Raw genomic sequence first — 25,482 nt, 5'->3', positions numbered from 1 at the left:
CCGATACTCTTTCTTTTTTCACAAAAAGAGCGGCGAAAGCAAAATTTCATCCTTCACTGCGCCCCTCGCAAAGAATTGCCGGCTGTAAATATACATTCTTGCTATGCAAATGAAAAATCTGTATAAAAATTTCCCCTTCGCACCTTGGCAGATCAGCCTCGGCGCAGCCAGCCGAGCTTCATTCCGAGGGCGAAGTAAGCGCAGCAGGCAAGATTGAAGAGGGCGACCGCAAGGACGCACACCCTGTGCCCTTCCGGCGAGAAATGCCCGCCGGCTACGGGATAAAAATCAAGAGCGATCCCGACGAGCCACTGAATAAGGAACGAAAAGAGGAATATGATGAAATTCAAAAGCGACAGAGCGCGCCCGACCTCGCCGCCAGAATACATCCGGCGCGTTATCGGGAAAGATATCATCGCCATCGCCGCGAAAAACATCACGATACACCAGAGGGGCGCGGCCGCGGCGCCGTTTACGGCGGCTATCACGGCGAGAAAAACGGCTACGAACGCACCTGAAAGCAGATAAAACTGCTCCCAGGAGAGCCAACCCCTATCCTCAAACCACTCGGCAAGCACGCCGTTCAGGAAGAAGCCCGCGGCCGCGCCGCCGAAGGCCGCCATCATGCAGGCTCCGGCCGACGCTTCGCCGAAGCCCGCCACGTCGTACATCCACGGCCCGATCCACAAATAGAGATACGCGAAAAAGACGCCCTGCCCCGCCGTCGCCGGAGCCGCGACGCAGAGGAAACGCCTCTCTCCTAAAAAGGCGAACATCTGCGAAAGCAGACGCAGCAGAGGCACTTTCTCCGCCGAGCCGCCAGGCTCATCCTTCGGAGCCACGAACCATACCGCCGCCGCGTATGCGAGCGTCGCGGCGGCAAGCACAAAGAAAACGGCGCGCCAGCCGATCGCGTCGAAAGCCATCGCGACGGGGCGCGTCGCGAACATCCCGCCGAGCCCGCCCATAAGAGAGAGCGCGCTGTAAGCGACCGGCAGCTTTTCGGCCGGAAGCCAGGCGGCAAAAGCCTTGAAAGCCGCCATAAGGCTGCCGGCAAGGCCGACGCCGACGAGCGCGCGTGAAAGGACGAGCGCGCCAAAGCCGCGGGCCGCGCCGAAAAGCGCGGCGCCGGCGACCGCAAATATCAAAAACGGAGCGAGCGTCAGCCGCGCGCCGAAACGGTCAAGAAAAACCCCGATCGGAAACTGCGCGACACCGAAAAAAATCAGATAAACGGAACTCATAAAGCCGAGATCCGCGGGAGAGAGCGAAAACTCCGAAACGAGCAGCGGCGACATCACCGCGTTCGCGCAGCCGAGAAAAACGGATAAAAAATACCCCAGCCCGAACGGCAGAAAGAGCCGCACGAAAACCGGCGAAAGAAAACTGTTCTTCCCCTCCAAAACCACCGCCCCCAACGTTTCGTTTGATAATTGAGGATTATATATCACATATCACAGGAAGGGAAATGCCGCGAAATTATCGAAAATAAATATGCAAGCCGACAAAATTACATGCAGAGCATACGCTAACCATAAATACGGTACTTGAGCAAACGCGCGCCTTGACATTTATCGTCCGCCATAGCAATATAAACGGCGGCAAACACGGTAAACAAAACCGCGCGCCGCCACTTTTACATTTTCTCCCTCGCGGCCTCGCGGCTTTGATACTAAACGTCCTTGTAATCCGTGCAAAGGAACAGGAACAACACGGCAGAGGCAAGCAGCACAATAAGGACAAAAAACGCCGATATGGACGAAAAATCCGATAAAAATGCCGCCGCGTCCCACTTCTGAATAAATGCACCTGAGAACCATTGACTCAGCAAAACGCTTAAAAAGAGGACGAGGTTACACGCCCCCGTTACGGTACCTACAACGCCCGCCCCCACTATCTTATAGAGGAAAACATTGCACAAAACGTTTATAATACCGAGCGTCATGCCGATGATAAAGGTGATACCGGCAAGAAGCTGCCACTGGCATGAACGGCTCACGCTAAGAATCAACAGTGCGAGGCTTGCGATCAGCAGCATGTAAAAGCCCCTTAAAAAGATGATCGATTTAGAAAAAAGATTGCCGGCGATTCCCACCGCAAGAGCTCCGGCAAGGACTCCGATGCCTCCCATAGACATACAAGCCCTTGCGAGATTCTCGGACAACAGGCATGTTTTTCTCAGCCATTCGACCCCCCAGAGCCCAATCAAGTTCATTTGTAGAACCATCACGATCAGCCATACGAAAACAATAACCGTAAGCTGCCGGCTTCCGAGCATGATGCCAAACCCGCGTAAAACGTCGTCTTTACCTGAAGCGGCGGTTTCGTCTTTTTCGAACGGGAGCCTGCGAAGCATTGAAAGCAGCAGTACAAACAACACGGACGAAACCGCGCCCAGTAGATAATGCACGTTCCTGTAGCCAAGCTTATCTATCGCGAAGCCAAGAGGGGCGACTGACACTACTCCGCCTAAATTCCCAAGCATTATCGTCAACCCCATAAACTTCGAAAACAGATGCCGGGGCAAAGCCTTCGCCTGGAAAACCATCAGACTGCAAAATGTCGGGCCGGCCCCCACTCCGAGTAAAAAGCGCGCGGTGCAGAGCATGAGAACATTATCGGCCGCGGCAAAGAGCGCAAGCCCGAAAGCGAAGATTATGATGCCGCAGCTTTCCATGAAAAGCGGCCCCTTGCTGTCGCACATCTTTCCGCAAAACGGCTGAGTTATCGTATAACCGTAAAAGTACATCCCGGAAACAAGTCCCACTATGGCAGGGGAGAGCCCCATAGCGGAAGAAAGGACCGGAAGAACCACCACACCGGACGTCCCTATCAGGCAACATAAAAAATATGCTGAAATCAACAGCGCATATGATATATATACGACCATACCACCCCGTTTTTCCATTGGCTCCTCCTCAACGATAGAGAAAATACCGCAGCCAAAGTGGAAACTGCGGCCCTTTCATTTTAGTTTAGTATTCTATTCTAATATTCTACGTTTCTGTGACTGGCATGTAAAGATACAAATTTTCCCACCCGGGGCGACGTTTCAAAGGATATCTCAGATGCCAGCACGGTGGGAAAGTATTTCATATCATGTTGTCAGCGCCGCGGCGGGGAGAATCACGCCTTTCAATTTTAATAACTCGGCGCCTTTTTGGCGTTAAGCACCGTGTCAATAGTTCTCTTGCATCCCGGCGACATATCGCTGAAAGCTTCGTATACAGGATGCAACGCTTTTTCAAACTCGCCAGACTCCTTAGCGTTCATCCTATAGACGGTCATACCGTTTTCGCCTAGGTACTTGATTATCTCTTCATCTTCTTCGGCAACATATTTTCTCTGCTGTGCGATATCTCTTCCTTTGCAACCTTAAACCGTCAGGCGCCTGTCCTTCAGGACGGGGAACTCTTTTCGTATTCTCGCAACGCTGCCCGCCGGTATCTCGGCTCTGACGATCGTCTCTTCGTAGCCTGACGCGGCCAACACGTAGCCCCACGGGTCCACGATCTGGCTGTGGCCGGCGAGGCGGACGCCGCGGTCGACACCGACCGCGTTGCAGGAGATCAAATAGCAGGTATTCTCAAGCGCGCGCACCTGGTTCAGCGCGTTCCAGGCCTCGACCCTCGGGAAGGGCCAAGCGGACGTCACGAGGAAAAATTCGGCGCCCTTTTCGACAGCCATCTTTCTGAAAAGCTCCGGGAAGCGCAGGTCGTAGCAGGTCGCAAGCCCGAAGCGTCCGAATTCGGTGGACGCTACGGAAATCTCTTCGCCCGGTGTGAGTATCTCAGGCTCCTTACAGTTGTACGAGAAGAGATGCATTTTTCTGTATTCGAGGATGTCGCGCCCCTCGCGGTCGAAGAGGACGCTGGCGTTGTAATATTTGCCGTCTTTGTTTTCCACGAAGCTCCCCGAATAAACGTACGCGCCGAGCTCCTTCGCCTTTTTCGATATCGCCGAAGCGGTCTTGCCGTTTATCGGCTCGCTCGACGACTTATATTCGTCGTAGCCGAAGAAGCCGACGTTCCAAAGTTCAGGCAGAATGATCAGATCGTCTCCGGCACACCTGTCCATCAATGAGAGAACGTAGTCAATGGTCCCGTCTTTGCTGCGCGAGTTTTTGATTTCCAGCTGAATAGATGAAACTTTCAAAATACATCCACTCCTTGTCCATGAATTAATCTGGCGTGGCGCAGCGATGCGGCCGAGCTGCGCCACGCCATATGAGAATTATACCTAATCTGTGTTAATCAAGCGGCGAGACCATCGCGTCGTAATCACCCTTCTCAAGGAGAAGCGTGATGATCGTACCGGCAAAGAGAGCCCAGAACGCCGAACCGATGCCGAAGAATGTTACGCCGCTCGCCGCCGTGATGAATGAGGCAAAGCTGCCAAACTTAAATTTCCCGGAGCCGAAAGAATCTCCGAGAGCGCCGATTATCATGCCGATAAGCGTCAGGCTGACGACCATGTTGAGCGCTTCGGCCGGTATCATCGCGAGCAGCCCCATCGTGAATTTCGCAAAGATCCCAGTAAGCGCGAAAGCGACGCCGCACCAAACCGCCGCCACATAGCGCTTATCGACGTCCCCGCAGTCGTCGCTGCCGGCCCACGCAGTCATCGGACCGGCGATGTTGCAGTTATGCCCGCAGAAGAATGGCGCCACTATCCCGCCGATGCCGCTCACAACTGTCATTGCCGTGACTGGAGGTTTTTTGCCGATCGCAACCTGAACACCTATCGCCTGCATATTCTCGGCGCAGACGACCAAAAGGCCAAGCGGGATTCCTATAGAAAGGGCCGCCTTAAAGTTGAACGCCGGCATGACGAACATCGGTTTGGCGATTGAGAAATCAAGCGGTACCGCTGTAAGTTTACCCATTGCTATAGAAGCTATGAAAACTGCTATCAGTGTGCCCATGACAGCGGGAATCTTTTTGAGGAATTTTTTACAGACCACAAATCCGATTACGCCGCATGCGCATATTACAGGAGCGGTCTTAAATGACGTCACGCATTTTGAACCCCACCCGAACAGAGTGCCCGCAACCATCGCCATCATTACGGCGCCCGGTATCTTCCTAACCAGCAGTCTGACTGTGCCAGTAAGCCCCAAAATCAGGTCAAAGAGGCCGGCGACCAGAAATCCTCCTACAATTTCAGGTAGAGTGAAATTGCCGAGTACCTGCGCAAGGGCCATAGCGCCAGGGATAGACCATGCGCCGACTATGGGAAGTTTGTAATAAAGCGCCATTATGCAGCTTATGATGCCTCCGCCGACATAGACTGTGACAAGCCAGCTTTCGACGACCTCAGGCGGCAGGTTCGCAACGGAACAGGCCTTCTGTATAAGCGGAATAGCTATAATTCCAAATACCAGTCCGTCGATTATTCCGTTGCTTACGTTTGCAAAGTTCTGGTCGCCCCAAAAAGAACGCAACCCTTCAGCGAACCCAGGGCCTTTTTCAAATATTGCCATATTTGCAGCTCCCCTTTATCTTCAGTTTTTGAAATGCGTTGCACAGCATGTTTAAGGCACTACTCCAACAGCGCGCAGGGCAAAAAGCCGGCTTTTCTACGCCTGCGTACTGAAAGATTCGATAGTGACGATTCAAATCCGCATTGTATTACTTGTTACATTGCAGCAGCAATTTTCAACAGAGAGGATCTTACCTCTTCGTAGACCATATCTTTTCTGTATTCCTTGCTTCCTCTGACGTCAGTTATCGGTCTTGCCTGCTCTTCTGAAATACGCGCCAAGCGTTCGACCGCATCGCCGTCAAGCTTCAAGCCGATAAATTGTTCAAGAGCTTCGATAAAGATAGGTACAGGTCCTACAGCGCCCAGAGCGATCTTAATATCGCCGATCACGCCCTTTTCGAAGCTGAGCTTTACCGCTGTGCCGACCGTCGCTAGATCCATCCCCGCACGGCGGCTGTGCTTGACAAACGAGGCATATGTCGCGGGCGCTGGCAGAGGAAGAATAAATCCTTTGAGCAGTTCGCCCTGCTGCAGGATAGTCTTGCCCGGACCTAAAAAGAATTTTTTCAATGGACGGCGTCTTTCAGCATTTTTCGAAACGATGACGGCTTCGGCATCGTAAACAATCAACGGCAAGACGGTATCTGCCGACGGCGCTGCATTGCAGCTGTTTCCGCCTATCGTCGCCATGTTCCTCACCTGTACTGAGCCCACCATTCCGGCAGCTTCCGCAAGTATAGGATACTTCTCGCGAATAACGTCGCTGTACTGCACCATATCCATAGTCACAGCCGTACCTATAAAGAGCCATCCTTCAAACGCTGAGATCTCTTTGAAGCCTTCTATATTGCGGATATCAAGCAGCTCCATATCAGGGTGACCGATCTTTTTCCATTTGGCGATAAGGTCAGTTCCCCCAGCCAATACGCGTGCGCATTTATGTTCATAGAGATAATTGAGCGCATCCACCTGCTTATCGGGAGCAATGTAAGATATATTAAACATGATCCGGGCCTCCCCCCTATTCCACCGTCTTTGACGCTTTTTCTTTTTCACGTAACGCGCTAAAAACTTTTTCTGCGGTTATTGGAAGGTTGTGAAATCTTATTCCTATGGCATTGTATATGGCGTTGAGTATCGCAGGCGCAGCAGGATTTGTTGCACACTCGCCTATCGATTTAGCTCCAAATCCCGTCGTCCACTCAAAGCTGTCGGCAAAGTCAACATCTATATTAGGTATATCGGCAGCAGTAGGGATTTGATAATCGAGGAAGCAAGCATTTGCCGCCTTTCCATCAGGATTGTATTTCAAATGCTCCATTACGGCCCATCCGTACCCCTGAGCTATACCTCCCTGAAGTTGCCCTTCTAAGGCCAAGCGATTTATAGGCTGACCGACATCGTGGACCGCCCAGATATTCGAGACCTTTATTTCCCCTGTATTAGTATTGACTTCCACCTCGGCAACGTCACAGCCAAAGGCATATCCGCCGGAAATATTGTTGTATTTTGTCGCGTCGGGGTATTCGACCCCGGCGGGTGTGAAATGTCCGATTCCGAGTATGTGCTGTCCGGGGAAGTCACACACGTGTTTCCATGCAAGCTCTGCATATGTCGCTCTTTTTGATTTGTCATTTTTCGATACTACGGAACCATTTTCTAACTCAAGCTCTTCCTTGGGAAGTGACAGCAGATCCGAAGCGAGGTTAAGCAGCTTGCCCTTCATATCCTCTATGGCCACATGCAAAGCGCCAGTCGCCATATATGTTCCTCTGCTGGCAAAGCAGCCCAGGCCAAAGGGAACTACGTTCGTATCAGGATCTGGAACGCATATGCGATCAAAGTCGAGCTTTAAGCCATCGGCGACGCAAATGCTAAGCGTAGTCCTTATTCCCTGTCCCATATCAGGTTCGTTGCTGTAGACATACACACGGCCCTGCTCATTCATTCTTAGGATTATGCCAGCGCCTTCGAAAGGCTTGATGAACGACCTATTACCGGAAACATGGACGGCCCCGGCAAGTCCGATGCCTCTTTTTATAGAATCATTCTTCTCGTTCTCTTCGGCAAGCTCCTTGCGTTTGTTGTCGTAATCAGACTTTTTAACTGCTTTTTCAATGCACTGTCTGATTTCGCAGCTGTTGGTCTTCCAACCATGCGGGTTTTTATAGCCCGGAACAGCAAGATTGCGATAGCGTAATTCCTGCGCACTGATTCCGAGCATCTCAGCAACTTCATCAATGTGGGATTCGTGCGCAAGGTGCATCTGAGTATTTCCAAAACCTCTGAAGCAGCCCGTGGGGACCTTATTTGTATAAACCAAATCGCACACAGAGCGCAGCACCGGAACTTGATACATGATGTCTATACGATACATTGCCGTCAGCGCAATAGGAGCCCCGTAAGACGCGTATGCGCCGTTGTCCGCAAGTATGTATGTATATTTGCCAAGATATTTACCATTTTTATCCCAGGCAGTTTTGATTCTGAAATACATCGGGACCCTCGGCAAGCCGCACTGAAAATCTTCTGACCTGTCTAAGACAAACCTTACCGGCTGCCCGGCGTACTTGGCGATAAGCGCCCCCAGCGGGTGAACCTGCTGAGAAAGTTTAGCTCCGAACCCTCCTCCGAAATACTGCTGCACTATCCTTATTTTTTCAACCGGCATATCAAGAGCAACGGCATAGTCATTTCTTGACCACGTCGGCGTCTGTATTCCGGCATAAATTGTCAGATTGCCCTTGCTGTCCCATGTCGACACACCACCCATAGGCTCTATATATGCCTGATATTCGAGCTGTGTCTCATATTCGCCTTCATGTACGAGATATGCGTTTTTAAAAACAGATTCTATATCGCCGCGTGGAATATCGAAATGATGATTGACATTGCGCGGGAAAGCTTCATGTATGACCGGAGCGCCTTCTTTCATCGCGTCGTGCATCGTGAGTATGGCCGGCAAAGGCTCATATTCCACTTTGATCTTTGAAAGGGCTTCCTCACACGCTTCCTCATCAATGCCGGCCACAGCCGCGACCTCGTCTCCAACAAAATTTACTTTGTCGACGGCGAGCAGATATTCGTCTTTCGTTACAGGTCCCCATTTATTTTGCCGTATGTTTTTGCCGGTAATCACACATTTTATTCCAGGCACTTTTTCAGCCGCTGAGGTATCTATCGAAAGAATACGCGCATGAGGATACGGGCTACGTAGAGCTTTTCCATGAAGCATCCCAGGAAGAGAAAAATCCGTTATATAAGTTGTGCGGCCAGTGACTTTGTCAAAAGCATCGACGTAAGGTTGTTTTGTACCTACTACCGTAAAATTGCCTTTTTCAAAATGAACATCCGACATCATGCAGCCCCCCTGATTCTTTTTGAGGCGAGCTTTACCGCTTCGAATATCTTCTGATAACCAGTGCAGCGGCAAAGATTCCCCGTCAGGCCGTAGCGAATCTGCTCATCAGTCGGGTCAGGGTGTCTCTGCAGCAAAGCGACAGTTGACATTACCATGCCCGGCGTACAATAGCCGCACTGAATGGCGCCCACATCCACGAATGCCTGCTGTACAGGGTGCAGCGTTTTACCGTCTGACAATCCTTCAATAGTTATGATTTCGGAACCTTCCGCCTGTACGGCGAGGACCAAACACGAAGTAACGGTCTTGCCATTCATAAACACGGTACAAGCTCCGCATTCGCCTTCACCGCATCCGATTTTTGTCCCCAAAAGCCCGAGTTTATCACGCAGGACTTGAGCAAGAGTCCAATTTGTGCGTATTTCGATTTTCTGGGGTTTGCCGTTCACAGTAAAATTGAGTTCTCGCGCTTCCATTATATCTACAAACCTCCTGCCAATCGGAGTATATTCAACTTCCTCTTAAAACGCCTTCCAGCACACCGCCTGCAACGGCGAACGCTTTATCTGAGATCGTAAAACAGTGCTCGCGTATATCGCGCGGGTCCACATCCCCTATCTTCATGCCCTTAGTAACATAGACAGAAGGATGTATCAACCCTCTGAGCATCCCGCGGATATGAGCGCGGACTTCGACGCCGTCGACTGTACCGATCAGCGCTCCGGGCTCAACGTGATCGCCGATCTCTCTGCAAGGGGCCAGGTATCCGTCAGCCGGAGCCCTTAACAAGCGTTCAGTAGTATAGCCGCCTTCAGTTCCCGGGATTCCTGTGTTTGGGATCGCCGCTCCTTCGGAAATCACCCTGCCTAGGGTATGCCCTCTTTTGGTTTCGACAACATAATGAACGTCAACGTTTGCTGTGAATCCCGGACCTACGCCTATGACCAGTGGCGCCATATCAATTGTTGTTCCCGTGTTTTTTTTCGCCATTATCGCGTCCACCACCACATGTGGATGCAGTTTAGCGATAGATTTTCCTTCCGGATCGACAATAACCGAGACGCCGCTGCTTAAAAAAACATCTTCCGGAGAAGAAACAAGCGCCGCCGGCATTCCGTCGACTGTACATTTTCCACTGAAGACGGCAGAGGCCACCGATACGGTACGCCTAACCACAAGAGGCTTGCTGATCTCAAGCGCAAGCACCTTGAAGCCGCACTTCCACAGCCTGTAGATTATTCCCGTCGCGATGTCGCCGCCGCCGCGAACTATGGACAGTCTGCCGTTAATCAACATAATCTATCTTCTAATTAAAATCTCCCATATAAATGGGCACGTCACATTCCATCTTTATCGCGTCCTTTGGGCAGAGCGCGGCGCAGAGGCCGCAGCCGTCGCACTTTTTCGGATCGATGAAGGACTTTTTCTTTCCGCCGTCCTCTATGAGCGTTATCGCGTCGTAGAAACACCAGCTCGGGCACATTCCGCAGCCGACGCACTTCTCCCTGTCGACTTTGCTTATCGCCTTGTGCTCGCGGTCTACCTTGTCCCATGTGACGATCTGCGGCAGCGTTACCCCGCGGAGTTTGTTGATGTCGTCTATGTTGTAATCGACGAGATACTTTTCGACTCCGCCGAGGAAGTTTTTGACTTCGGCGAACTGTTTTTTGCCGTACATAATGGCGGTGCAGGTCTGGACCGTCGTCGCGCCGCACATGATGCACTTGATGACGTCTTCCCAGCCGAATATGCCGTTCGTCGCCGAGATAGGCATACCGTGGGCAGAGGTGATCTTCGCTATCCACTTCAGCGTGATCGGGCGCATCCAGGGGCCGCCGACTCCGGCGTAGCCTCCGTGCAGTATAGGGCGTCCCGTCTCGATATCGACGTCGAGGGCCGAGAAGCGGTTTACCACGGTGAAGCCCGAAGCTCCGGCCTCCTTGCAGCGTCCGGCAACGTCGACGATATTGACCGCTTCACTCGTCAGCTTGACGAATACGGGGATTTTTACCGCATTGCATACGATATTCGTGACTTCCGCCGCCGCGTCGGGGGAGTTGCCGAGTTCCTGCCCGCTCTTGTAGCCGAGGTCCTTCGGGTGCGGGCAGCCGAAGTTGAGCTCGAGCATCGGAAGCCCGATCCCCTCCATGCGCTTCGCTAAGTCGGCCCAGCTTTCCCTGGAATTGCCGGAGATGCTGCCTACGAGAGTGCAGTTTCTTTCGTCGCACTCCTTCTTCGCGATTTTCATCTCGCGCATCCATCCTTCCGTGTCATAGGTCGCGAGGAATTCGCAGGAATAGTTCGAATAGCTGTGCGGCCAGCCTTTTTTGTTGAGGACCGTGAAACGGGGCGAGACATACTGCTGCGCGAGCGGCTCCGGGCTGTACGTCTTTGCGATGACCCCGCCGGCCCCCGACTCGGCGCATCTGCGCATGTATTCGGCGTTTTTGCTGGGAGAAGCGGAAGCTATGAGCATCGGGTTTTTGAATTTGACGCCGCAGTATTCCACGGCAAGATTCGGTTTCATATGTTCATCCTCCAAAAATAAAGAAAAATCCTTAAATAGAGGCGCTTACTCGTCATATAAACGCCTCGGGGCGATAAAACCCGCGAAGGTTTTATCTGGGTGCGCCGAGCTTGTTTTTGAGCAGCGAGCAGTCCTTGCTGATAGGCTTGTTGGGGTCCTGATAGCGGAACTCCATCGTCATGCAGCCGAGAGGAATGCTGTAGGGGCCGTGCTCCATGCCGGGAAGGCGCGAGCCATAGTAACCTTTGGCCATCGTGAGATTCTTTTTCGTGTCGGTAAGGTATCCGTCGACGACGTAGATCTCCTCGCAGAAGTCGTGCGTCAGCACTTCGGGCATCTCCGTACGTGGAGGGAACTTAAGGAGCCTTGTGTAGTTTCCGGTCTCCGGGTCGTAGGAGAGGATTTTCTCCATCGTTCCGTTGTAGCCGCCTTCGACAAGGCGCCACTCGCCGTTGAGATCGACGTCGCGAATTTCGTATTCCTGTTTTGCCATGATAGAAGCTCCTCCTTATGATTTATTTGTGTAAAAGTCAATCGCCTTTATACCAAGACGAGACGCAGGTCATTTCGTAGGATTCGCCAAGCTTCCTTCCGAGGACCGGATCTTCGAGTTCCGTCTCGAAATACGGGCTGTAGTCCGCGCTGAAAAGGGATGCGACGGTCCCGGAGTAGAGAACGAGCCCGTCAGTTTCCTCGGGGCTGCGAAGAAGTTCTTTCGTCCTTTTGATAAGATCCGCCGCATCCAGCATGGCCGTCAGCTTTGCTTCCTGGAAGAGAGTCTTCTTCCCGTTTACCTTTATCCAGCTGCGGAGCGTTATATCGTCCCAATGGTCGACGACGTCGCTCAGCTTCCAGAGCTTTCTGCTCACTGTGTTGGGGTACATCTGCTTCGCTTTAGGAATGTTTACCTCTTCGAGCTTGCGGTCGGTGTGGTCGCTGCCGACGCCTACGTATATCTCATCCCCGTCGAAGAAGAGCGCGAATTCAGCCTCTCCGGAATGATCCGTTTCATCAAGTACCTCGAACTTTTCCTCTTGAGTCAGCCTGTCGCCGAATTTGACGAAATAGACAGGCGTCTTGTCGGGCGCGGGAATGCCCTTTTCCTTCAGTTCGTCGATGTGGGCCTGCACAGCCGTCTGGTCGCGTCCTGTGTAGCCCGCATTGATGATATGCTTCGGAATAAAGTCTATGACTTTCTCTTTTCCGTTTTTCTCTAAAACAGTAAATTTCACACTGCTTGCTCCTCTCTAACTTAGCTTTAATCGCAATAACATTGCATACTCTTAACTTCTTGGCATGCAAATTATCTATTTTGAATGCAATTTTGTCAAGAGGATACTCGGGCTTATAAAAACAAAAAAGAGAATCTTTTTTCGATTCTCTTTTTTCAATTAGAATGCAATGCTTAAATTATTCTTTTTATTATCCCGCCGTTATTCCGATTCGCTTATCAGATTGGCATAGCTGCGTTCCAAATGTTCCCTCAGCGCGAGCCTGGTATTTTGCAGATCTTTGTCCCAAAGGGTCTCCACCATACGCCCGTGCTCGTTTATCACCTCGTGCCAGCGGTCGTTTCCTCTGAGCCTCAACAGCCCCATTCTCTTAACTTCGTCCTGCACGGTGCCCCAGAATCTCAAAAGCCTTTCGTTATTCATGCTTTCGACCAGCAGGTGATGGAATTTGAGGTCGAGCGTCACAAGTGTGAACTCTTCCTTCGCGCCCTTCATTTCGTTTAATATGGAATCAAGCTGCCCTGCTACGACGCGCGGCTCTCCGTGCATGATCAGCTCGTCTACCGCGGCGAATTCCACAAGGTTGCGGATCTGGATGATCTCATGTATGTCGGCCGTAGTGACGGGGCGCACCTGCATTCTTTTGCCCTCTCCCGGTACGAGCCATGACTCCTGGGAAAGGCGCTGTATCGCTTCGCGGACAGGCGTGCGGCTGACGCCGAGGCTTTCGGAGAGCTCGCGCTCTTTAAGCACCGATCCCGGCGGATATTTCAGCGATATTATCCCCTCTTTTATGCTTTCATATACCTGCGCCGACAGCGATGACTTTTCTCCCATAAAATTCACCTCAGAAGACAGGATAACATACTTTCACACTTTTTAGTATCCATTTTAACAAAAAGCTATAATTTTTTATCTTTTAAAGTACAAAAATATATAGCGCAGTACAAAAATGCCGCCCGGCGCTAAATGAGCCTGGCGGTATTCATTTCACACTGCTTGCGTTACGCTTATTTTATGATTCTCATCTCTCTCGTCGTTTTGTTCAGCGCTTCGGCCGTACCGTCCGGTTTGACGGCGACGAGGTTTTCGATACGCACGCCGAATTTGCCGGGGATGTATATGCCGGGCTCGACGCTGAATACGTTGCCGGGCTCGAGCGGCTTTTTATTCCCTTCGATGATGAACGGCGTCTCGTGCACCGCTATGCCCACGCCGTGCCCTACGCGGTTGAAGAAATATTTCCCATAACCGGCGTCGACGATCACCCTCCTCGCCGCGCGGTCGACCTCCTCCGCCGTGACGCCGGGCTTTACCGCGGCCTCGCCGGCGGCCTGCGCGCGGCGCACTATCTCGTATACTTCGCGCATTTCCCGCGTCGGCTCGCCGACGAAGAAGGTCCTCGTAGTGTCGGAGCAGTACGACTTGTAGCGGCAGCCGAGGTCGAGTATCACGGAGTCGTGCTCCTCTATCACGCGCCGGTCGCCGCCGTAGTGCGGCATCGAGCCGTTGGGGCCGCTCGCGACTATAGGCGCGAAGGACTCCCCCTCCCCGCCTAGCTCTTCGATAAAATCTGGGATCGCCCTTATGACGTCGCGCTCTTTCATTCCGGGCTTTATAAACGTATAGAGCTTTTCGACGACGCCGTCTATTATCGCGCCTGCCCGGCGCAGTCTGTCGAGCTCTTCGCCGTCCTTGCGCGAGCGCATGTTTGCGAGCAGATCCTGCCCGTTCGCCGGCTGAATGTCTACGGCTTCGAGCATGGCGAAGAGGTCGACCGCGCGCACTCCGTCGTTGAACGCCACCTTGCCGCCACTCACGCCGAGATGTTCGCATCCGCGCTTAAAAGCGCCGGCGAAACCTTCGTGATCGTCCCACATAGAGTAAAAGGGCAGGTCGCCGAAAGCGTCCATCATTTCCTCTCTGTAAAGCAGCGGCGTCAGCGCGAAGCATCTTCCGTCGCTGCCGACCATCAGCCCGCGCACGCGCTCATCCGGGAAAGAGCGGAACTCGCCGATATATTCAAGGTCCGCCGACGGCCCGATGTAAAGCGCGTCGAGCCCCCTATTTTTCAGCTCTTCGGCAAGGCGCGCCAGACGTTCTTTTTTGATCATCGCCATTCCTCCTAAAAATGCTTGGATATGAGACGCGGCTGAGACGCGCCGCATTTTGACTTTGATTCCTTACGCGCATATGATACATCAACGGTACGAATCGATACAACTTTTTTGCGCTTTATCACCTTTTTCGAGCGCCGGAAAATACAGGCCGCTACGCGCGGCCTTCCGGCAAAAAATCATCTTAAAGCGTTTGGCTGATATTTGACTAAAAGCCCCGCATGATTTATCTTAATCGCATCGGTTGCAAAACTATCTTACGCTATGTTAAAAAAACAAAACTATATCAAAGGGGGGCGTTTGTCATGATAAAGGATTTTCTCATCATCACTGAGGAAGAGGTCAAAAAAGTAGTAAATATGAAGATGGCCCTGCCGATATTTAGAGAAGCCTACAGGGCCTGTGCAAAGGGCGAAATGTACGCGGCCGGACGCATCGTGGCCCCGGTGCGCGGCGAAGAAAACTGCGGGCAGTGGCTCGCCGCCGTCTGTACGAATATGCCGATCTTCGGCGCCAAGTTTTCGTCGGTCTTTCCCGGCAACGCATCCAAGGGGCTGCCGAGCGTCCTCTCGCAGATAAGCCTTTACTCGGCGGAGACGGGCGAGCCGCTCGCGATAATAGAGGCCAACTGGCTGACGGCGGTGAAGACCGGAGGCAGCGCCGGCATAGCGACGGAGCTGATGGCGCGGAAAGACGCGCGCAGGCTCGGCGTGATCGGAAGCGGGATACAGGCCTTCACACAGGTGCTGGCGATTCAGGAGGTGCGCGGGCTGAGCGAGCTGCGCCTTTTCGACGTAAGCCGCGGGCGCGCCGAAGCCTTCGCCGAAAAAATAAAAAAGGAACGGAACGGGCCGTATAAGATCATCGTATGCACCGACGCGGAGGAATGCGTCTCCGGCTCCGACATCGTCTGTACATGCACGACGTCGCGGAAGCCGGTATTCCGCACCTCGTCGCTCAAGCCCGGCGCCCATATCAACGCGATCGGCTCCTTCACGCCCTTTATGCAGGAGATAGAAGACGAAACCGTAATTAAAGCCGCCAGGATCATCACTGAGCACGTCGACGGGCTGTGGGAAGCGGCCGGCGACATTCTGATTCCCTTCAATAAAGGGCTTATCTCAAAGGAGAAGGTCGCGGGCTCCGTCGGAGAGGCCCTCACGGGGTCGCTTGCGGCGCGCAGGGACGATTCGGAGATAACGATATATGAGAGCGTCGGCTCCTGCGTGCTCGATATAGCCATAGCCGCGGCGGCGTATGATTCTGTGAAAAACGGATGAGATCAAACAAATAATCAATAATAGTCCTCGCTGCGAAAAGAATGGGGACGGTTCGAATACAAATTAAAAGCGTCGGCGTGAGAGGAGGAATCAAGAGCTTTACCGGCGTATTTATACGCTTTTTTTAACTAAAATCTGAAAGTTGTTGTATAATACTACCAATGGTTTAAGCGTGGCTTCGATAGGCTGCTTACGCTGCAATCTCAGTTGTTTCTTCGGCGGGCGCCGAAGCTGGGGAAATTTTTTGGATAATTTATAAGCGGCATCCGGCAAAATACCATAATAATGGCAACATTTTTAGCTGTTTTAAAGCTTACAAACACGGCTGCAACATAAATAAATTACACGAGGTAGAGAGACAAAATGGGTGGGAAAAAAACTGAAATTCTGCAATTTCCAACGGACGGCGGGCAAACGATCGAACTTCCGGTCGGCTTGATAATAGGCGACGAGCCGGGGCCCGAAGCCGTCATAACGGCCGGCATCCACGCCGGGGAGTTCTGCAGCGAGCTTGCCGCGATAAAGCTGCTGCACGAGCTTACGCCGGCCGACGTAAAGGGGAGCATCAAAATAATCACGATGTGCAACACGGCGGCCTTCGAAACGGGCGCTTTCACTCCGGTATTCGCGGACGAGAATAATCTCAACCGCTGCTTCCCCGGCCAGATCAAAGGAAATTACAACGACGTCCTCGCCGCGAAGATATTCGACGAGATAAAGGGCGCCGATTACCATATAGACCTGCACGGCAGCGGCGCGCAGGAACGCTCGGTCCCCTTTGCGGCGTATCACAGGGGCAGGCGCGGCGAGCTCAACGACCGTTCCCACGAGATGGCCTATTACTTCGGAATGCCGAACATCATGATCACGGAGACGGAGGGGCGCTGGTCCGACAAGGGCTGTTGCTACTCGAGCGTTTACGAGAACATCGGCATCCCGTCGGTCCTCTTCCAGACTGGCGGGTTGAACGCCGCGTCGGCTGAGGCCGTGAGGATACACATAGACGGAGTCAAAAACGTGATGCGCCGTCTCGGCTCGCTGCGCGGGAATCAGCAGCCGGTCGGCAGACCGCAGATATTCGAGAACATGGAAAAGGTGCGCGCGTCTAAGCGCGGCATATATTACAGAAGAGTGCGCGTCGGCGACATGGTGAAGCGCGGCCAGATGATCGGGTTGCTCACCGACTATTTCGGCACGGTGATCGAAAAATTCATCGCGCCGGTAACGGGAAAGGTGCTCTATATGACGGAAAGCTCGTCGCTCCGGGAAAAGGGCTTCGTCGCGGCGATCGGCGTGAGCTTCGGGAAATAATCGCAAATTCAGGCGCAAAATTCAAGGAGGGGCCGAGCGCCCCTCCTTTATAATGCTTTTATACATAAATTTTTCGTTTCTCTAAAAATAGAGCTCGTATTCCTGCGGCGTCGGCGCGTTGTAAACGTATTCCGCCTCGGCGCGCTTCGCCTTTATCCAAAGCTCTATCAGCTTGTCGGGGAAGGCCGGAGCGAGGTAATCCGCGTCCTTCTCAAGGCCGTCGAGCACGGCGTTGAGGTTCAGCGGGAAGGTCAGATCCTCCCTCGCCTCCCGGCTCTGATAGCCGAGCGCGACCGGGTTCAGCCCTCTTAGTATACCGTCGGCTCCGGCGAGCACCATCGCGGCGAGGAAGAAGTAAAGGTTGCACGACGCGTCGCCGGTTCGGTATTCGACGCGCGTCTCATCCTTTTTGACGTAGCCGGGGATGCGCACCGCGGCCGCGCGCGAGCCCTTCGCGAATGTCGCTGAGACCGGGGCCTCGTAGCCGTGCACGAGGCGGCGGTAGCTGTTGGTGCTCGGGCATGCGAAGGCGAGCAGACTTCCAGTCAGGCTGTGCGACAGCATCCCGGCTATGTAGGAAAGCCCTTCGTTGGAGAGGTTGAAAAGCACATCGCCGGGGAAAATCGAGCTGCCGCCTTTCTCAAGGAACTGATGGACGTGCATGCCGTTGCCGGGCATCTTATAGAGGGGCTTCGGCATGAAAGTTACGCGCAAGCCCCACTCCGCGGCGACCTGGCGGATTATCCATTTCGCGAGGGAGACCATGTCGGCGGCCTGTGCCATGTCCATGAAGTCGAGCTCTATCTCGAGCTGCGAGAGAGCGACTTCGTGATGGTGGTACTTCACCGGTATGCCGATGACGTCCATCAGCTTTACCGTTTCGTTGCGGAAATCCATGTAGCTGTCCTCCGGCGGCATCCTGTGATAGGCGCCCCGCAGGGAGACCCTCGGGCTGCTTGCAAACTCTTCGCCGAGGCCCTCGGAGGATTTAACTCGGTAGAACGCGCCCTCCACGCCGCTCTTGTATTCCGCCTCTTCGAAGACGTAATACTCAAGCTCGACGAGGAGCTTCGCCGTGTCCGCGATGCCCTCCTCGCGGAGGAAATCGCGCGCTTTCTTTATAACGTTGCGCGGGTACTGATCAAAGGTTTCGCGGTCGGCCGATACCACGTCGCAGAGGACGTGGAGCATCTTGTAATCGCCGCGAATCTCGAAAAACGCGGTGGACATATCGGGGACCGCGACCATATCAGAGTCGCTGACCTTCGCGTAGCCGTAATTCGAAGCGTCGAAGCCGATGCCGTCCTTCAATATCTTCTCCGACACGTAGCCCTTGGGCAGGGCGACGCTCCTGATGTCGCCGGCGATATCCACCATAAGGAGATTGAGGTAATCGGCCTCTTCTATGTGGCCGTTATAGCGCTCCAGCTGCATTAACATACCCCCAAAATAAAATTTCGGTGACATTGTACCTTCGTAAAGTATCTAAGTCAAATCGAGCCCGCATTTTTTCGCGATGCCGGCACGAACGTTGAGAAATCGGCGCAAAAACGCCGGCCGGTCCGTGCGTCATACGCCGTCTCATAAATTTATTCGGAGCCTTAAGTTTTTTAATTTCAGCAACGCAAGTGCATTGCAATAAATCGCAGCTCGTTATATAATTTTCATTGCGTTATTGCGGCCGCGCCGCGGTTTGCAAAAATTCTTGAAGGAGAGGTTCTATATGAAGAAGAAACTTTCGCTTTTGGCGCTGCTTTGCGCGGCACTCCTGATCGCGCTCCCTGCGTTTGCCGCTACTGAGCTCTATGTCTTTGCGGCGGCATCGATGACGGAATCGATGAACCAGATCGCCGAGATGTATGAGAAAGTCGACCCGAACGTCAAAATAGTCTACAATTTCGACTCAAGCGGCACGCTCAAGACGCAGATCGAGCAGGGAGCCGAGTGCGACATCTTTATCTCCGCCGGACAGAAGCAGATGAACGCGATCAACGACAAGTTCGTAATGCCCGATACGCGCTTCGACATCGTTTCGAACAGGGTCGTCCTTATCGTCCCGAAGGGCCAGAACCCGACGAATATCCGCAGCTTCGGCGACGTGGCGAGCGACAAGGTCAAGCTGATCGCGCTCGGCAACTCCGACGTCCCCGTCGGACAGTATTCGGAAGAGATATTCAAGAACATGGGCATCTGGGAGAAGCTCAAGAAAGAAAACAAGATCACCTACGCCAGCAACGTCAAGGAAGTCCTCGCTCAGACGGCTGCGGCGGCGGTCAACTGCGGCGTGGTCTACAGCACGGACGCCGCCACCTCGGACGCCGTCGAAGTGATCTCCTTCGCGCCGAAGGGCACGCACAGGCCGATCATCTACCCGGCGGCCATCATGAAGGATACGAAGCATAAGGCCGAGGCCGAAGCGTTCGTGAAATACCTCAAGAGCGACCCTTGCTCGGCAGTATTTACAAAGACAGGATTTTCGATTCCGAAGAAGTAATATTCCAGGCAAATATTATTTCTTCTCTCTCCTCGTGTAAAGGGCCGACACGATCGGCCCTTTTTAATCAGTAAAAGGACTTGACATTCAAAAAAGATCGGGCGCTGTTTGCCAGCGCGGCAGAGCGCAGGCCGCCGCGTATGATAACGGAGAGTGATACTTTTGGACTGGTTTCCACTGTATAACTCGCTTCGCATAGCGGGTATTTCCACATTTATAACGTTTTTCAGCGGCATCTGCGCCGCCTACTACATTTCCAAGCTGCCTAAGTTCATAAAGGGCGTGCTAGACTGCGTGCTCACGCTGCCGATGGTCCTGCCTCCGACGGTCGTAGGCTTCTTCCTCTTAAAGACGATAGGGCCTCTCGGCCCGGTAGGCTCCGTCGTTCTGGATTTTTTCGGTTTTAAGCTGACGATGACGTGGTACTCGGCGATATTCGCGACAGGCGTCGTCACCTTCCCTCTGATGTACCGCACGGTGCGCGGGGCCTTTGACGCCTTCGACCACAACCTGACCTACAGCGCTCAGACGCTGGGCCTTTCGAATACATACATCTTTTGGCGCGTGATGGTGCCGAATTGCAAAGACGGCATCTTAGCGGCGACTGTGCTCGCCTTCGCGCGCGCGATCGGCGAGTACGGCGCCACGACGATGGTGACGGGCTACATCCCCGGGCGCACCGCTACGATTTCGACGACGGTCTATCAGCTGTGGCGCGAGGGTAACGACGCCGCGGCGTCCAAATGGGTCTTTGTGAACCTCGTTATATCATTCGTCGTCTTAGTAGCCGTCAACATGCTCGAAAACAGCTATCGCCAGCCGAAGGGCAAAGCCGTCAGCCACACTCTATCCGAAGAGTTCGAGCGGAGGTAGCCCATGTCGGCGATAGTGGAATTCAGGAAAAAACTCGGGAGCTTTTCTCTCGACGTAAGCTTCGAAGCCGGCGGAGAGGTGCTCGCGCTGCTCGGCGGCTCCGGCTGCGGCAAGAGCATGACGCTGAAATGCATCGCCGGCATCGTGACGCCGGACGAGGGGCGCATAATAGTCAACGGCGTGACCTTCTACGATTCGGCCGCTAAAATAAATCTCAAGCCGCAGCGGCGCCACGTCGGGCTGCTATTTCAAAATTACGCGCTCTTCCCGAATATGACGACGCGCCAGAACATAATGACGGTATTCGAACACGGCGCGGGACGCAGGGAGAACAAAGAGGAGCGCTACAAAGAGATAGCGGAGAGGTTTTTCATTTCCGGGCTCGAAGACCACTACCCCTCGCAGCTCTCCGGCGGGCAGCAGCAACGCGTCGCGCTGGCGCGCATCATGGCGAGCGACCCGACCGTAATAATGCTCGACGAGCCTCTCTCGGCGCTCGACAGCTTCCTACACTGGCAGCTCGAACAGAAGCTGGCGCGCGTTCTACGCCAATACAGAGGCACGACCCTCTACGTATCGCACAACAGGGACGAAGTCTACAGGCTATGTGACCGCGTCTGCGTGATAAACCAAGGCGTTTCCGAGCCAGTTAAGGATGTGGCTGAATTTTTCGGCGCCCCACCGACGCTGGCGGCCGCAATTCTTTCCGGCTGCAAGAACTTCTCACGCGCCGAAGCCTCGGGGGCGCATACGATACACGCGAAGGACTGGAATATGGAATTCAGCTGCGCGCGCGGGGTGACTAAAGAAATCCGCTACGTCGGCGTGCGCGCGCATTATCTGATTCCGGTGCCGGAAAGCGAACGCGACAAAAACACCATCGAAGCCGAGATACTCGAAGTTAAAGACGACGTATTCTCCGGCGTGATCAACGTGCGCCCGCGTGGCGCTGACTCGGAAAGCAATTTCTCCATGGTAAGGGTTGAAACGTCGAAGGAAACCGCCGCCCGCTATCACGAAGGAGAGACGATATATCTGAAGGTGGCGGAGGGCGACGTGATGCCTCTGCTCGCGTAGAAGCGGGCACGGGGCTCCCTTTTCGAGCCCGCTTAAGCGCCGCGCGGAACATGTGCTCTGACGACCTTGCCAAAAAACGTTATCATTATCTTTTTTCTTTAGGCGCTACCGACGCACAGAAGATGGCTATCAGTATCAGAGCGCAGCCGGCCGCCTCGTGCGGCGACGGGGCCTGCCCGACGAAGAGAGCGGTGAGCCCGACCGCGACGACTATCTCAAACGTGCAGAAGAGGCTGACGACCGCGGCGGGTATATATTTAAGCGCCGCGTAGAAGAAGCCGTAGGAGAGAAAGCTGCCGGTAAAGGCCACCAGGCTCATCAGAGCAAAGAGGCGCGGCGTGACGAGCGCCGCGTCTCGCCAGCCGGCGAAGAGCGTTTTGTACGCTATCAGCAGCGCGGAGCCGAAAAGATTCGAATAAAATAGCATCGCGAGTTCGTCAGTCTCGTGAGATATCGAGAAACGCCGCGCGACAAGGGCCTGCCCCGATATGCCTATTACGGCGAGAGCGGCCCATATAAATCCGGCGGCCGGTATGGAGGTAAACGACGCGGCGCTTCCACCCATCCCCGTGACGACGCCGGCGACAATGATGAAGCCGGCCGCCACCTGCAGCGGAGTCGGCTTCTCGCGAGTGACCCACATAGAGCCGGCTAGAGTCGCCAACGGGAAGGTGTAGTGTATGACGATGGCCTGGGCGACTGTGAGATAGGCGAGGGATTTCAGATAGCCTCCTCCCGCCAAGGCGACGGAGAAAGCGCCGCATATGAAATAGAAGCGCGCCGTTTCGCGGCCGACGTGCAGGCGCGCCCGCTGTCCGCTGATAAAAAGGCAGAGCCCCGACGCCGCAAGCGCAAATAAAGAGCGGAATATCATCAGCGTCATCAGGTCTATCTCAGCGGCGGAGACGATCTTCGCCGCGGGGCTGATGATCCCCCAGCAAAAAGCGGCACAGAGGGATAGCACCCCGCCCCTCCTCATATTCCCGCTCAAAGCCATTCTCTCACCCGCTCCCACGCACGACGCCGCGGAATTTTTCGTTTACCAATATTATCATATTCGAGCAATCTGCGTAAAAGCCACTTCAAGCGTTTCATCTTGAGTTGCCGACGTCGCGATGCCGAAACACAAGCCCGCCAATTTGGGAATAGGGGGCAAAAAGACCGTTCGGGAATTCTATAAGAGCTTTTGCGGCGAGCGGCAGACGGCGCCCTTCGCCTCCGCGATAGTACAGGAGACGGAGCTGCTGCTAAATAAGCCGACGTCGCACCTTGATCTCGGCAACCAAATCAAAATGCTGAGAACGATAAAAATTCTCGCCGAAGAAAAAGGGATAAGCATTATAATGGCTACACACGCGCCGGAACACGCCTTCCTCGCGAGAAACACAGCCGCGCCGCTGAAAGGCGTGCATGTGTATGTGTGGGCCCTTCCCGCTTCGGCGATCACCGAAGCGTATTTGTGCTACCTCTTCGGCGTGGAGGTAAAGATCGCAGACGTAGACAAGGGGAAGGGAATCAAAAGCCGCACTTCGCTGATGGATTAGGAGGGGAAAAATGGTAACGGTAGCGCGCGTCAAGGTAAAGAGTCTGCTCTCCCCAACGAAGCTGGGCTCCGATTTCGTGATAAACCCGTATATCGGCTGCCCGCACGGCTGTGTCTACTGCTACGCGGCCGAGATAATGCGCGCGCATCGCGGGCGCGCCGAGCCATGGGGGTCGTACCTTGACGTGAAGCTCCCCTCCGCGCCCTTCGACCTTGCGAAACTATTCCGCAAAAGCATACTGCTCAGTTCGATGACCGACGCCTACAACCCTTACGAAGAACACTCCCTCACGACCCGTGGCATCCTCCGCGCGCTGCTTCCGGCCCAGCCTTCCATATCGATAATCACCAAATCGGCGCTCGTTGTCCGCGACATAGATATTCTCAAAGAATTTCCCAGCGCCTGCGTGACATTCTCCTTCAGCTCGCTTGACGACGAATTCAGGAAGAGGGCGGAGCCGTACGCGTCGAGCCCTCAGAAGAAGCTAGCGGCGATGGCGGCTCTGCAAAGTGCGGGGATAGAGACGAACGTCATGTGTGCACCTCTCTTCCCCGCGATAACGGACTGCGCCACGATAATAAACGCCGTGAAGCCCTTAACCTCGCACATCACCTTCGACGCACTGAAACTGCGCCGCGGCAACGCGGAAAAAATCTTATCCTTCGTGAACTCGCTTCACCCTGAGCTGAAAGAGCTATACGAAGAAATATATCTGCGCCGTCAAAAAGATTTCTGGGAAGTGCTGCGCTTGGAGATAAAGAGAAAATGCGCGCAGGAAGGAATCAGGAGCAGTGTATTTTTCGGAGGCAGGCACGCCTCAGCGTAAGCGCTGTGCTATGATTACCGACGCATGGCGGCGCTTTCGCCGCCATGCGGAAAAGCGGAGGGATTTTTATGATCGAAGTCGTAGCCGCGCTGATTCGCAGCGGAGATAAATTCATGATCTGCCGGAGGCCCGCGCACAAGGCGCGCGGAAGGCTGTGGGAATTCGCCGGAGGCAAGGTAGAGCCCGGCGAGAGTAAGGAAGAGGCCCTTATCCGCGAATGCCGTGAGGAACTCGGCGTCGCGCTCTTGCTCGGGAGCGTCTTTGCCGAAGCAGAATACGCATACCCCGATACAGCCGTGCATCTGACTCTCTTCAGCGCGGCGATAGCCGAGGGAACGCCGCAAAAGCTCGAACACAGCGATATACGCTGGATAACGGCCGAAGAGATTCCTCAGTACGAATTCTGCCCGGCCGACAGGGAATTTCTCGATAAGATACGCGCTGCAAAGAACTGAACGGGTCTTAGAGGAAGATTTCTAACTGGGCTCGGGGACGTACCTCGCCTTCGGAGACTCGAGTTTCCATTCCTTAGAGGAAGATTTCTAACCGGGTTCAGCCTGAATTACTATCCGCCCAAGAAATGTTTCCATTCCTTAGAGGAAGATTTCTAACGAGCGCAATATATGCACCCACGAAAATATAGAGTGGTTTCCATTCCTTAGAGGAAGATTTCTAGGTAGTGTAACTTATTCTGTGTAAACCCCTTGCCCCTGGATCGATGTAAGACATCAAAGGGTTACCGTTACTGCTTCAGTATCACCATAATGACATACGCTATCCGGGCTGTCAATGGACTGCAGCCCGGACTTTTCTTATAGGCGTTTAGGGCTATTCCAGATCTCCGGGTTCTATGCGTTCCTCAAAGTAAATGCACAGCTGTGACAGAATTTTACTCCAGTCCCTGTCCCTGCCGGTCCACTTTTCAGTGATGTCCATCGTCGCAAGATAAAGGAGCTTGAGAAGGGCGTCGTCTGAGGGGAAGATCGTACGTGTTTTTGTCACTTTCCTGAGCTGCCGGTTGTAGTTCTCGATCTGGTTTGTCGTATAGATCATCCGGCGCAGCTCATAGGGATACTTGAAATAAGCGGATAACTGAGGCCAGTTGTTCCGCCAGCTCGCTACCGAAGACGGGTATTTCGAGCCCCACTTCTCTTCAAGTCTGTCAAGCCCTTCCTCGGCCTGCTCCAGTGTAGGAGCCTGATAGACACCCTTCAAATCATTCATAAAAGCCTTAATGTCCTTGTAAGAGACGAATTTTGTCGTGTAACGGATCTGATGGACAATGCAGCGCTGGATTTCAGCCTTGGGATATACGCGCTTATCTCATCTGCAAAGCCTGTCAGCCGTCGACGGAGA

The 25,482-nt window shown here is 53.7% G+C and carries 23 protein-coding genes and 1 pseudogene; 8 read left to right on the top strand and 16 right to left on the bottom strand.

Translation table 11 applies throughout. The features are described from left to right. Nucleotides 1-152 precede the first annotated feature (152 nt). From EH55_RS13265 to EH55_RS02105, 13 genes are all read right to left on the bottom strand, one after another. Nucleotides 153-1,403 carry an MFS transporter gene (locus EH55_RS13265; RefSeq protein ID WP_051682560.1) on the bottom strand — a complete coding sequence of 417 codons (1,251 nt, stop codon included), beginning with the start codon at nt 1,401-1,403 and terminating at the stop codon, nt 153-155. Nucleotides 1,404-1,672: 269 nt separating this feature from the next. After that, a complete protein-coding gene (locus tag EH55_RS02160) occupies nt 1,673-2,890 on the bottom strand; it encodes an MFS transporter (RefSeq protein WP_256261502.1) in 1,218 nt (405 codons plus the stop codon). A 485-nt stretch (nt 2,891-3,375) separates the two neighbouring features. Then, nucleotides 3,376-4,155 carry a carbon-nitrogen family hydrolase gene (locus tag EH55_RS02155; protein WP_037974410.1) on the bottom strand — a complete coding sequence of 260 codons (780 nt, stop codon included), beginning with the start codon at nt 4,153-4,155 and terminating at the stop codon, nt 3,376-3,378. Between the two features lie 94 nt (nt 4,156-4,249). Then, nucleotides 4,250-5,482 (bottom strand): benzoate/H(+) symporter BenE family transporter, encoded by a 1,233-nt coding sequence (locus EH55_RS02150; RefSeq protein WP_037974409.1) that lies wholly within the window; start codon nt 5,480-5,482, stop codon nt 4,250-4,252. Nucleotides 5,483-5,637: 155 nt separating this feature from the next. After that, complete coding sequence (locus EH55_RS02145) at nt 5,638-6,489, bottom strand: FAD binding domain-containing protein (RefSeq protein WP_051682559.1); 852 nt, start codon at nt 6,487-6,489, stop codon at nt 5,638-5,640. 16 nt (nt 6,490-6,505) lie between these two features. After that, nucleotides 6,506-8,842, bottom strand: a complete 2,337-nt coding sequence (locus EH55_RS02140) for a xanthine dehydrogenase family protein molybdopterin-binding subunit (RefSeq protein WP_037974408.1) — start codon at nt 8,840-8,842, stop codon at nt 6,506-6,508. Continuing rightward, complete coding sequence (locus EH55_RS02135) at nt 8,842-9,321, bottom strand: (2Fe-2S)-binding protein (RefSeq protein WP_037974407.1); 480 nt, start codon at nt 9,319-9,321, stop codon at nt 8,842-8,844. The genes EH55_RS02140 and EH55_RS02135 overlap by 1 nt, the downstream gene beginning before the upstream one ends. A 34-nt stretch (nt 9,322-9,355) precedes the next feature. Then, the gene (gene yqeB / locus EH55_RS02130) at nt 9,356-10,141 is read right to left on the bottom strand and encodes a selenium-dependent molybdenum cofactor biosynthesis protein YqeB (protein ID WP_037974406.1); all 786 of its coding nucleotides are present in this window, start codon (nt 10,139-10,141) and stop codon (nt 9,356-9,358) included. A 10-nt stretch (nt 10,142-10,151) separates the two neighbouring features. Further along, on the bottom strand, nt 10,152-11,372 hold the full coding sequence (locus EH55_RS02125; protein WP_037974405.1) for a 4Fe-4S dicluster-binding protein: 1,221 nt from the start codon (nt 11,370-11,372) through the stop codon (nt 10,152-10,154). 91 nt (nt 11,373-11,463) lie between these two features. Beyond that, complete coding sequence (locus EH55_RS02120) at nt 11,464-11,865, bottom strand: cupin domain-containing protein (RefSeq protein ID WP_037974404.1); 402 nt, start codon at nt 11,863-11,865, stop codon at nt 11,464-11,466. 37 nt (nt 11,866-11,902) lie between these two features. After that, nucleotides 11,903-12,604, bottom strand: a complete 702-nt coding sequence (locus EH55_RS02115) for a DUF2848 family protein (protein ID WP_037974403.1) — start codon at nt 12,602-12,604, stop codon at nt 11,903-11,905. Nucleotides 12,605-12,805: 201 nt separating this feature from the next. After that, entirely contained in the window at nt 12,806-13,441 is a 636-nt protein-coding gene (locus tag EH55_RS13260) for a GntR family transcriptional regulator (RefSeq protein WP_051682558.1), read from the bottom strand. Nucleotides 13,442-13,614: 173 nt separating this feature from the next. Next, nucleotides 13,615-14,718, bottom strand: coding sequence for a M24 family metallopeptidase (locus EH55_RS02105; protein WP_037974402.1), 1,104 nt, complete (start codon nt 14,716-14,718; stop codon nt 13,615-13,617). 308 nt (nt 14,719-15,026) lie between these two features. Here EH55_RS02105 and EH55_RS02100 point away from each other — a divergent pair, with 308 nt between their 5' ends. Next, on the top strand, nt 15,027-16,001 hold the full coding sequence (locus EH55_RS02100) for an ornithine cyclodeaminase family protein (RefSeq protein WP_037974401.1): 975 nt from the start codon (nt 15,027-15,029) through the stop codon (nt 15,999-16,001). Nucleotides 16,002-16,364: 363 nt separating this feature from the next. Next, the gene (locus tag EH55_RS02095) at nt 16,365-17,312 is read left to right on the top strand and encodes a M14 family metallopeptidase (protein ID WP_037974400.1); all 948 of its coding nucleotides are present in this window, start codon (nt 16,365-16,367) and stop codon (nt 17,310-17,312) included. A gap of 81 nt (nt 17,313-17,393) precedes the next feature. Here EH55_RS02095 and EH55_RS02090 read toward each other — a convergent pair whose 3' ends face one another. Further along, nucleotides 17,394-18,746 (bottom strand): glutamine synthetase family protein, encoded by a 1,353-nt coding sequence (locus EH55_RS02090; protein WP_037974399.1) that lies wholly within the window; start codon nt 18,744-18,746, stop codon nt 17,394-17,396. A 289-nt stretch (nt 18,747-19,035) separates the two neighbouring features. On the opposite strand from EH55_RS02090, the gene modA reads away from it, so the two are divergent. The 3 genes from modA (at nt 19,036) to EH55_RS02075 (ending at nt 21,756) form a co-directional block, all read left to right on the top strand. Further along, a complete protein-coding gene (modA, locus tag EH55_RS02085) occupies nt 19,036-19,806 on the top strand; it encodes a molybdate ABC transporter substrate-binding protein (protein ID WP_037974398.1) in 771 nt (256 codons plus the stop codon). Between the two features lie 162 nt (nt 19,807-19,968). Next, the gene (gene modB, locus EH55_RS02080) at nt 19,969-20,679 is read left to right on the top strand and encodes a molybdate ABC transporter permease subunit (protein WP_037974397.1); all 711 of its coding nucleotides are present in this window, start codon (nt 19,969-19,971) and stop codon (nt 20,677-20,679) included. A 3-nt stretch (nt 20,680-20,682) separates the two neighbouring features. Then, nucleotides 20,683-21,756: a sulfate/molybdate ABC transporter ATP-binding protein gene (locus EH55_RS02075; protein WP_037974396.1), complete on the top strand. Its 1,074-nt coding sequence runs from the start codon at nt 20,683-20,685 to the stop codon at nt 21,754-21,756. 85 nt (nt 21,757-21,841) lie between these two features. Here the strand turns inward: EH55_RS02075 and EH55_RS02070 are convergent, their stop codons facing one another. Beyond that, a complete protein-coding gene (locus EH55_RS02070) occupies nt 21,842-22,720 on the bottom strand; it encodes a DMT family transporter (protein WP_037974395.1) in 879 nt (292 codons plus the stop codon). A 151-nt stretch (nt 22,721-22,871) separates the two neighbouring features. On the opposite strand from EH55_RS02070, the gene EH55_RS02065 reads away from it, so the two are divergent. From EH55_RS02065 to EH55_RS14825, 3 genes are all read left to right on the top strand, one after another. Continuing rightward, complete coding sequence (locus tag EH55_RS02065; protein ID WP_051682557.1) at nt 22,872-23,300, top strand: ATP-binding cassette domain-containing protein; 429 nt, start codon at nt 22,872-22,874, stop codon at nt 23,298-23,300. Nucleotides 23,301-23,310: 10 nt separating this feature from the next. Then, on the top strand, nt 23,311-24,126 hold the full coding sequence (locus EH55_RS02060) for a radical SAM protein (protein WP_037974394.1): 816 nt from the start codon (nt 23,311-23,313) through the stop codon (nt 24,124-24,126). Nucleotides 24,127-24,194: 68 nt separating this feature from the next. After that, on the top strand, nt 24,195-24,581 hold the full coding sequence (locus EH55_RS14825) for a (deoxy)nucleoside triphosphate pyrophosphohydrolase (RefSeq protein ID WP_037974393.1): 387 nt from the start codon (nt 24,195-24,197) through the stop codon (nt 24,579-24,581). 373 nt (nt 24,582-24,954) lie between these two features. Here the strand turns inward: EH55_RS14825 and EH55_RS02050 are convergent. Beyond that, nucleotides 24,955-25,431 (bottom strand): annotated as a pseudogene (locus tag EH55_RS02050) (IS256 family transposase); the annotation flags it as partial. Between the last annotated feature and the right edge of the window lie 51 nt (nt 25,432-25,482).

Source organism: Synergistes jonesii, assembly GCF_000712295.1.
Taxonomy (GTDB): domain Bacteria; phylum Synergistota; class Synergistia; order Synergistales; family Synergistaceae; genus Synergistes; species Synergistes jonesii.
The sequence above is the reverse complement of the archived record's forward strand: the minus strand, read 5'-3'. Positions and strand labels throughout refer to the sequence as shown.

Bases quoted from the DNA above. Each gene is read 5' to 3' on its own strand.
- EH55_RS02160 (WP_256261502.1), bottom strand. From the start codon at position 2,890: ATGGTCGTATATATATCATATGCGCTGTTGATTTCAGCATATTTTTTA.
- EH55_RS02145 (WP_051682559.1), bottom strand. From the start codon at position 6,489: ATGTTTAATATATCTTACATTGCTCCCGATAAGCAGGTGGATGCGCTC.
- EH55_RS02095 (WP_037974400.1), top strand. From the start codon at position 16,365: ATGGGTGGGAAAAAAACTGAAATTCTGCAATTTCCAACGGACGGCGGG.
- EH55_RS13260 (WP_051682558.1), bottom strand. From the start codon at position 13,441: ATGGGAGAAAAGTCATCGCTGTCGGCGCAGGTATATGAAAGCATAAAA.
- modA (WP_037974398.1), top strand. From the start codon at position 19,036: ATGAAGAAGAAACTTTCGCTTTTGGCGCTGCTTTGCGCGGCACTCCTG.
- EH55_RS02075 (WP_037974396.1), top strand. From the start codon at position 20,683: ATGTCGGCGATAGTGGAATTCAGGAAAAAACTCGGGAGCTTTTCTCTC.
- EH55_RS02100 (WP_037974401.1), top strand. From the start codon at position 15,027: ATGATAAAGGATTTTCTCATCATCACTGAGGAAGAGGTCAAAAAAGTA.
- EH55_RS14825 (WP_037974393.1), top strand. From the start codon at position 24,195: ATGATCGAAGTCGTAGCCGCGCTGATTCGCAGCGGAGATAAATTCATG.
- EH55_RS02140 (WP_037974408.1), bottom strand. From the start codon at position 8,842: ATGTCGGATGTTCATTTTGAAAAAGGCAATTTTACGGTAGTAGGTACA.
- yqeB (WP_037974406.1), bottom strand. From the start codon at position 10,141: ATGTTGATTAACGGCAGACTGTCCATAGTTCGCGGCGGCGGCGACATC.
- EH55_RS02125 (WP_037974405.1), bottom strand. From the start codon at position 11,372: ATGAAACCGAATCTTGCCGTGGAATACTGCGGCGTCAAATTCAAAAAC.
- EH55_RS02065 (WP_051682557.1), top strand. From the start codon at position 22,872: ATGCCGAAACACAAGCCCGCCAATTTGGGAATAGGGGGCAAAAAGACC.
- EH55_RS02090 (WP_037974399.1), bottom strand. From the start codon at position 18,746: ATGCAGCTGGAGCGCTATAACGGCCACATAGAAGAGGCCGATTACCTC.
- EH55_RS02120 (WP_037974404.1), bottom strand. From the start codon at position 11,865: ATGGCAAAACAGGAATACGAAATTCGCGACGTCGATCTCAACGGCGAG.
- EH55_RS02105 (WP_037974402.1), bottom strand. From the start codon at position 14,718: ATGATCAAAAAAGAACGTCTGGCGCGCCTTGCCGAAGAGCTGAAAAAT.
- EH55_RS02135 (WP_037974407.1), bottom strand. From the start codon at position 9,321: ATGGAAGCGCGAGAACTCAATTTTACTGTGAACGGCAAACCCCAGAAA.
- EH55_RS02150 (WP_037974409.1), bottom strand. From the start codon at position 5,482: ATGGCAATATTTGAAAAAGGCCCTGGGTTCGCTGAAGGGTTGCGTTCT.
- EH55_RS02060 (WP_037974394.1), top strand. From the start codon at position 23,311: ATGGTAACGGTAGCGCGCGTCAAGGTAAAGAGTCTGCTCTCCCCAACG.